Here is a 7,844-nt window from a genome sequence, read left to right on the forward strand (position 1 = left end):
CCTCTCCCTCATAGAATGTTCAAAGGATTGCCTCTGGGATTCTTGATTGAACAAGCATTAAACTAACTTTGAAGACAAGCTGAGAACGACTATGAAAATACGTACTACATTATTTTTATTTGCCTTGTTAGGTTCACTGGGATTTAGTTGGCCCTTTTCATGGCTTTTTTCAGGCGGCGTCAATGGAGAGCAACCGGGAACCAATTCCTGGGTTGAACGGGAAATTCAAATTCTGAAATCACAAGCAGGTAATATTGATACCAAAGTATTGCGCCTTAGCCTCATTGCCTACTCAAAAGCAAAACAGAAAGGTATTACTGACAACAAGCAGGTATTAACCGTCATTGACTATTCCAAGCCCTCAACTGAAAAGCGTTTATGGGTATTTGATCTCAAACGGGGCCGGACGCTTTTTAATACGCTGGTTTCGCATGGTAAAAATAGCGGTGGAGTGGCTTCTTCCTCTTTTTCAAACAGCCCGGGCAGTTTAAAATCCAGCATAGGTGTATTTGTTACCGATGAGCCTTATATTGGCAAAAATGGGTATTCATTACGCCTGAGAGGATTGGAACGTGGAGTTAATGATAATGCTTATCGTCGAAGTGTGGTTATCCATGGCGCCTGGTACGCTACGCCGGATACCTTGAAGCGATATGGACAGATCGGGCGCAGCTGGGGATGCCCTGCAGTAAGCCAGGATTTGGCCAAGCCACTCATCAACACGATTAAGGAGAATACATTAATTTTCGCCTATTATCCTGACAGGAATTGGTTATCCCATTCCCGATTTTTAACTTAGTTAACGTTCATTCAGACTCGCGTCAATGTTAAACTGTGATACATCGGGTTCGAATAAACCCCCACGATGGGGAACATATTCTGCTCGACACTTTACGGGTCGAGCAGAGTCCATTAGCTAATTAAGGACAAACAATGAAAATAGGAAAAGTTCTTTTTTCAGCCGCGTTATCGTTTTTTTCAGCCTGTTCATTTGCTGCAACTTATTCGCTGCCTGCTTCCAATGAATCGATCATTGGACAGGTTCAATATAGTAGTGCGGGATCAGGCGACAATGTTGTAACTGTAGCCAAGCGCTATGATATTGGTTTTAATTCACTGGAAAGTGCAAATCCTTATCTTAATATGGGAAGAGGATTTACATCCGGTACGCCCTTGCTCATTCCTACCCAGCATTTGCTACCAAACCAGCCGCGTAAAGGTATTGTGATCAACTTGCCTGAAATGCGCATGTACTATTACCCGGAAGGATCCAATCAAGTGCTGACTTATCCTATCGGAATAGGAAAAATTGGCAAAACCATTCCAATCACGAAAGCAAAAATTACACGAAAGGCAACTAATCCTACATGGATACCCCCTCAGGATATTCGTGAATTTAATCTTGAACAGGGAATTGTACTGCCGCGCATCATGCCGCCAGGTCCTGACAATCCTTTAGGTCCCTACGCAATCTATATGAGCATTCCGACTTATCTCATCCATAGCACGATCTTTCCAGAAAGTGTAGGTAGAAGGGCCAGTTTTGGCTGTATTCGGATGTACGAATCCGATATCGAACAATTTTTTCCTTCCGTAAAAGGTGGCATACCCGTTGTCATTACCAACTCACCTGTTAAGGCCGGCTGGCAGAATGATCATCTTTACCTGGAAGCACATCAGCCGCTTGAAGAACATAATGCGAATTTCGATGCTTCATTGCCTGGCATGGTGCATATGGTAGCTAACATGACTAAAGACCAACCTACTTTGGTAGACTGGCAGCTTATTTCTTATATTGCCAAAGAAAGAGATGGCTTACCTCATGAGGTGGGCGTCAGAATTCAGTAATCCACTTCCTTCTTCTTCATTTTGAAAGACCCGCTTTTAGAGCGGGTTTTTTTATTGATCTCGCAGTACTACCATTTAACCATGTCATTCCGCATTAGCCTCTCTGTCATTCCGCTATGTGTATTTTCAAGTTTGCGCATAGCGGCATCTCCTGCTAATAAAAGCACTTATTTTTCAATTTAAAACCAACTCAGAAGCCAGCTCTTATACCGATCCTATCACTAGACCTTGTAGGCCAATCTGCTATTCGTGGTCGTTTCCGTAAAAACGCGCACAAGTTGTTCATTCGGTCTTATAATGCCTGCCCCAAACTCGCGAACGTGGTCCCTAAAAATTACAGACTCACAGGATGACTGAACGAGGTCAGGCAACCTTTTCCTGAAGCGAACAAGCTTCTTGAGTTGGTTTTATTTCATATAATGCTCCTGTTAATACACAAGATCGAATACGGCCTGCTAATCGTCGTGCAACACCAACGATTGCACGCTTTTTTCCTCGATTATTCGAGAGACGATTAAATATTTCTTTCAGGCTCGGGTCTTTTGTAATGGCTATCCATGCTGCTTCTATAAAAATTCTGCGTAATACTGAATTTCCTTGTCGTGTAATATGACCCTGTCGAGTATGCTCACCCGATGAATGCTCACTCGGCGTTAGTCCTGTAAAACTAAATAACTGTTTTTCATTTTTAAACTGAATCATATTACCCAGCTCATTGGCTAATTGTCTTGCATGAATTGGGCCAATCCCTGGGACGCTTTCATAAATCATTTGCAGACTTTTTTCATCATTTGCCTGAATTTCAAGCCTTGCTTCTATTTCTTTCATTCGTTTCGTCAATTGCATCCATTGCTCAGCATATTGATGAACGCTATAACAAAAATCGTTTGAATAATTCCCCTGTTCCACTTCACTTAACTTTTGAGATAACCATCTTGGACAAATCACCGTATCATCTTCTACTTCTATTAATCCTTGAGTAAATAATAGTCCTTTAAATTGCTGACCAACTTGATGCCGTAGTTTCAATATATTTGTCCGTAATCGCGTCATGCTACGTTTCTCTTCTCGCTCTTGGCTTGGCACAAAGATCCCATGCAATCGCCCAGCAGATAATTGTAGGGCTATTTTTAATGCATCGCGTTTATCTGTCTTGACCCGATCTCGGGAGGCTACTTCAATAGAACCAGGATGGACCACTATGTTATTTATTCCATGGGAGACCAAATAGCGATGCAGATGAAATCCAGAAAATCCAGCTTCGTAAGCAGTTTTGATGACCGCTCCAGAAAACGTATTTTTTAGATAACTTACCAATATCTCAGCTTTGGCTGGCATTGTATCTCGTTTCACTACTTCTCCTTCGCAAATAATAACGCAAGAATAGGTCTTTTTATGAACATCTATACCAACGTATACCTCTTTCCCTGTATAATCGTACTGTTTCATGAGACCCCTCCGTTGTTTAGTTTGTTGGTCGCAAACTATTTTAACTGGTGGGGTCTTTCTTAATACAGCATAGCAACTCGCGCAGACACATTACTGTCCGGTAAATTTCCGCTCTTGCCGTCGTCATGCGACTTGTTCGCGGAATCCATCAAACATTTAATGAGTTTCTTTATGAACCCGCTTCTCGGCGTTGATCCAGCTGACAAGCAGCGGGGTTTTGAATGCCTGTTCCGTCTTTTCTTCTTCTCTCTAATCAAAATAATTTATTTATTTTTTAAGACTTTTTTGGTTATATAGCAGGGTATTTTTTGTGGATTAATTCATAAAAATAATTATAATCATATAGTTACAGAAAACAAAACCTGTGGAAAACTCAAGGTGAACGTGGAAGGTAGTGGGGATAAAAATGACGGAACGCAAAGGATGAAAATTATTCGTATCTTATACACAGTCTGTTAAGAGGAAATAAGATGTATTTATCCACATTAGCTGAATGGCTGGATTGGATCGCTTCCATTCATGTCGCTGAAATCGAATTGGGTTTGGATCGGGTCAGGGTTGTGGCTGCACAGCTGGGGCTATTATCGCCTTCCTGCGCGGTGATCATTGTAGGAGGGACCAATGGCAAGGGGTCTACAGTCGCGGGCCTGGAATCCATTTACAGGGCGGCCGGCTTTAGGGTGGGTACTTTCACTTCTCCTATTTTGTTTAAACACAATGAGCAGGTGCGTATTGATGGCAGGGAAGCGACTGATGAAGCCTTTTGCAACGCTTTTCAACAAATTGAATCTGCGCGCGGCAACGTATCCCTTACACCGTTTGAGTTTCAAACTCTGGCCGCCTTACTGATCTTTAGCCAGCATTCCCTGGATGTCATGATACTGGAGGTAGGTTTAGGAGGACGTCTTGATGCGGTCAATATTCTCGATGCTGATGTTGCTATCATTACCAGTATTGATATTGATCATGTTGAATGGTTGGGATCGACACGGGATGAAATAGCGTATGAAAAAGCCGGAATTTTCCGTCATGGCAAACCGGCTGTTTGTGGTGATGCTGATCCACCCGCCTCACTTATCAAACAAGCTGCATTAAAAGATGTGCCACTTTATTGCCAGCATAAAGATTTTGATTATCGTGAAAGCGAGCGGCATTGGTCATGGAAATCCTTTATAAGTACTTATGATGCGCTGTCCTACAATGCGCTCGCAACGCAAAATATGTCCACTGTGCTAATGGCAATGAGTTTGCTTCAAGAACGATTGCCGGTTGCACGCGAAGCAATCGACAAGGGTTTGACAGAAGTAAAATTGCCAGGCCGCATTCAGATTATTCCGGGGCCTGTTACACATATTTATGATGTTTCTCACAATCCGGCAGCAGTCACTCATCTTGCCAAACAACTTGCAACCATGCCTTGTGATGGAAAGACACACGCAGTATTTTCCATGCTGGCTGATAAAGATATCACAACAAGTATTCGAGCCATTCAAGACAGCATTCATACATGGTATATCGCACCCTTGTTAGTAAAACGGGCAGCGACCGCTTCTGTTCTAACCCGGGCTTTTGAAGCAGCAGGTGAAGGTGATATCCCTCTTTTTGCCACAATAAGCGAGGCTTATGAAGCTGCCTTGCGTCAAGCAGTAGCGGGAGACAGAATCATTGTTTTTGGTTCTTTCCATACAGTTGCTGAAATATTCAAGAAGCAAAGAACGGCCTTTTTTACAACGCAGCCTGGACCCTGAAGCCGCGCGCACACATTTCCACATTATGCACGCGCAGATAATCCACGGGCTGTTTGGCGAGGTACAGTGCGATAGAGAGTGTTTCAATATCCCGCTCGGCAAACGTATGCGGCGTAAATAAAGAAAGAAAAGATTTACGTGAATGGCCGATCAATACACGCGTGCCTAATTGCTTGAACACATCAGTGTGCCGGATCAGTTGCAGGGAGTGTTCGGCTACTTTACCAAAACCAATGCCTGGATCAAAAATAATGCGCTCGCGGGAAATGCCCGCTTTTTCAAGCACATCAATTTGTTTTGCTCCCCATTCATAGACAAGACGCACCGGATCCTGATGACGCGGAAGAACGTGCTGGCGACTTGCTGGAATGCTCATGTGGTGCATGACTACACAATCGGCTTTAGATGTGCAAACAAGCTCACGCATTGCCTCATCCTCTAGTCCTGTTACGTCATTGATCCAGTCCACACCCTGCTTCAATGCCTTGGCTGCCACTTCACTATGACGTGTATCAATACTGATTTTGGGCAGTATCATAAATTTATCTTTAGCAGCTTGAATTGCGGCCAGCACTGGTTCAAGCCGTTGCCATTCTATGTCCGCAGTGAGCGGTTTTGCACTTGGCGCGGTGGACTCTGCGCCAATATCTATAATTTCGGCACCAGAATAGACCAGATATAATGCTTGCTGTAATGCTTTTTCAGCTTCCAGAAATGCGCCGCCATCAGAAAAAGAATCCGGCGTAACGTTGACCACGCCCATCAATTGTGGCGTATCAATGCGCTGATAAATCTGTCGTGCGCGAAGCGGTGCGTTGCCAGTGAAGCGTGATCCCCATTGCTCGCCTATTTCTGCGGCGGTTTTATCGTGATAAGGACCGTTGAGTGGAAACCGCCAGTCGGGTGCAACATCGGCCAGCGGCCATAAAGCAAAAGGCCGCTCCTGAAGACTTTCATGCGGGACCGTTAGTCTTTCACTTTTTATGATGTCGCTATTCCACGCAAGAATATCAACATCTAAAATGCGCGGTCCCCAATGACGTACTTCCGGTTTTCGGCCAATAGACCATTCAATTTTTTTCAGCTGATCGAGCAGATCAAGCGGCTCAAGCGTGGTGTGACAGCGCAGTGCTAGATTAAGATGCGGCATGTCCCATTCTGGCGGCGCATTTTCTGGAAGTAGCGCGTCAGAAAGATAAACAGGCGAGACTTGTTCAACGATCATGCCCGGAATTTGTCTAATCGCAATGAGTGCCTTTCTCAGGTTTGCCATGCGATCGCCCACGTTGGAACCGAGTCCTAGAATAACCATCTTTATTAATCGTCCGAATAGCTGAATTGAATGCCGCCAGTTAAACCCTGAATCTCAGGGTGTTTGGTAACGCGTACAGTAAGATGTGATTTTACCGGCAAATGGGATCTGATGAGCTGATAAATTTCATGCGTTAAATGTTCGATCAGATGAAACTTGCGAGTCTGAAGGTATTCACGTAATGCGTTAATCAATGCGGAATAGCACAAAGTATCATCGAGATGATCAGTGGTACACGCTTTGGGCGGCGCTGGAAAGAAAATATCTGCATCGAGCAGTACCGTCTGTTCATGCTGGCGCTCAATATCCGGCCAGCCCAGGTGAACGCGTAATTCAAGCTGGCGTATCTGTAAGGACGTAATAGCTGTTTTAGTCATGTCGTGTCACACAATGCTGTCAATTTTTTTCAGGATATCGGGGGTCAATTTATTTTTCACAGCGGGCGCATCCAGATTTTCTATTAATTGTTCAATATGAGTTGCGCCAGTAATCACTGAACTGACATTGGGGTTTTTTAAACACCAGGCGATAGCGAGCTGCGCAAGCGTGCATTCCAGATCCTGTGCGATAGTTTCAAGCTGCTTGGTTTTTTCGATCAGTTGCATGAAATTATCCGGTACTAGCCAGGTTTCTCTGGCAAGTCGGCTCTGGCTCGGAATGCCCTGATTATATTTGCCAGAAAGAACGCCGGAAGCAAGCGGACTCCATGTGGTCGTTCCCATGCCATATTTTTCGAAAAGCGGTAGATAATCTTTTTCAAGATGATCACGGAAATAGAGATTATATTTAGGCTGCTCCATGGAGGGCTTGATGCAATTCAATGCTTCGGCGGTTTTATACGCCGCTTCAATTTGTGTTTCACTCCATTCCGATGTGCCCCAATAAAAGACCAAGCCTTCACGAACCAGATAATCCATGGCAAGCACGGTTTCATCAATGGGCGTATTAGGGTCGGGACGATGGCAGAATAATAAATCAACATAATTAAGCTGTAGGCGTTTTAAAGAATTTTTGGTGCCTTCAATAAGATGTTTGCGGGAAAGGCCCGTATCATTGGGTCCGTTTCCACCCCAAAAGATTTTAGTTGAAATGACCAGATCTTCGCGCCGGAATTCCTTAATCGCTTTTCCCATCAGGATTTCAGCTTCGCCGTGCGCGTAACTTTCTGCGTTATCAAAGAAATTGACGCCGCGGTCAAATGCCGTATGCATCAATGTTTTAATTTCGCTCAATCCAATCTGTTTCCCGAAAGTAATCCAGGAGCCAAATGAAATTTCGCTTAAGCGGATGCCTGCCCTGCCGAGCTTGTTATATTGCATAACGTAAAATCCCTATTTTTTCTTGTGGAAAATATTCCTGATAATCTACTACTAGATCGTGCCTGGGACAATGACACTCTCCCAAATCCCTTGCTCCAATCAGTACAAATATGGTACTGTATCGCCCAATTAACACTATAACTAAAGTCAGATATTCCCATGCTTCGT

Annotated in this window: 7 protein-coding genes; 3 read left to right on the forward strand and 4 right to left on the reverse strand. The window is 44.0% G+C overall.

All coding sequences use genetic code 11. From position 1 onward, the window contains the following. The first annotated feature begins 91 nt into the window (after positions 1-91). The gene (locus AQUSIP_RS09995; protein ID WP_114833884.1) at positions 92-799 is read left to right on the forward strand and encodes a murein L,D-transpeptidase catalytic domain family protein; all 708 of its coding nucleotides are present in this window, start codon (positions 92-94) and stop codon (positions 797-799) included. 134 nt (positions 800-933) lie between these two features. Continuing rightward, positions 934-1,848, forward strand: a complete 915-nt coding sequence (locus AQUSIP_RS10000; RefSeq protein ID WP_114833885.1) for a L,D-transpeptidase family protein — start codon at positions 934-936, stop codon at positions 1,846-1,848. 363 nt (positions 1,849-2,211) lie between these two features. Here AQUSIP_RS10000 and AQUSIP_RS10005 read toward each other — a convergent pair whose 3' ends face one another. Beyond that, positions 2,212-3,297, reverse strand: a complete 1,086-nt coding sequence (locus AQUSIP_RS10005; protein WP_197737807.1) for an IS110 family RNA-guided transposase — start codon at positions 3,295-3,297, stop codon at positions 2,212-2,214. A 470-nt stretch (positions 3,298-3,767) separates the two neighbouring features. Between AQUSIP_RS10005 and folC the strand changes: the two genes are divergently transcribed. Continuing rightward, positions 3,768-5,045: a bifunctional tetrahydrofolate synthase/dihydrofolate synthase gene (gene folC, locus AQUSIP_RS10010; protein ID WP_114834978.1), complete on the forward strand. Its 1,278-nt coding sequence runs from the start codon at positions 3,768-3,770 to the stop codon at positions 5,043-5,045. Here the strand turns inward: folC and folP are convergent. From folP to AQUSIP_RS10025, 3 genes are read right to left on the reverse strand one after another with little or no spacing between them, the layout of a single operon-like run. Then, positions 5,023-6,357 (reverse strand): dihydropteroate synthase, encoded by a 1,335-nt coding sequence (folP, locus tag AQUSIP_RS10015; protein WP_114834977.1) that lies wholly within the window; start codon positions 6,355-6,357, stop codon positions 5,023-5,025. The genes folC and folP overlap by 23 nt on opposite strands. Positions 6,358-6,362: 5 nt before the next feature. After that, positions 6,363-6,734, reverse strand: coding sequence for a dihydroneopterin aldolase (locus AQUSIP_RS10020; RefSeq protein ID WP_114834976.1), 372 nt, complete (start codon positions 6,732-6,734; stop codon positions 6,363-6,365). A 6-nt stretch (positions 6,735-6,740) separates the two neighbouring features. Then, positions 6,741-7,676 (reverse strand): potassium channel beta subunit family protein, encoded by a 936-nt coding sequence (locus AQUSIP_RS10025; RefSeq protein WP_114834975.1) that lies wholly within the window; start codon positions 7,674-7,676, stop codon positions 6,741-6,743. Positions 7,677-7,844 lie beyond the last annotated feature (168 nt).

Origin of the sequence: Aquicella lusitana (assembly GCF_902459475.1) — a bacterium.
Classification (GTDB): domain Bacteria; phylum Pseudomonadota; class Gammaproteobacteria; order DSM-16500; family DSM-16500; genus Aquicella; species Aquicella lusitana.

What these genes read in the sequence shown, in the direction of transcription:
- AQUSIP_RS10005 (WP_197737807.1), bottom strand. Translation starts at nt 3,297, where the DNA reads ATGAAACAGTACGATTATACAGGGAAAGAGGTATACGTTGGTATAGAT.
- AQUSIP_RS10025 (WP_114834975.1), bottom strand. Translation starts at nt 7,676, where the DNA reads ATGCAATATAACAAGCTCGGCAGGGCAGGCATCCGCTTAAGCGAAATT.
- AQUSIP_RS10020 (WP_114834976.1), bottom strand. Translation starts at nt 6,734, where the DNA reads ATGACTAAAACAGCTATTACGTCCTTACAGATACGCCAGCTTGAATTA.
- AQUSIP_RS09995 (WP_114833884.1), top strand. Translation starts at nt 92, where the DNA reads ATGAAAATACGTACTACATTATTTTTATTTGCCTTGTTAGGTTCACTG.
- AQUSIP_RS10000 (WP_114833885.1), top strand. Translation starts at nt 934, where the DNA reads ATGAAAATAGGAAAAGTTCTTTTTTCAGCCGCGTTATCGTTTTTTTCA.
- folP (WP_114834977.1), bottom strand. Translation starts at nt 6,357, where the DNA reads ATGGTTATTCTAGGACTCGGTTCCAACGTGGGCGATCGCATGGCAAAC.
- folC (WP_114834978.1), top strand. Translation starts at nt 3,768, where the DNA reads ATGTATTTATCCACATTAGCTGAATGGCTGGATTGGATCGCTTCCATT.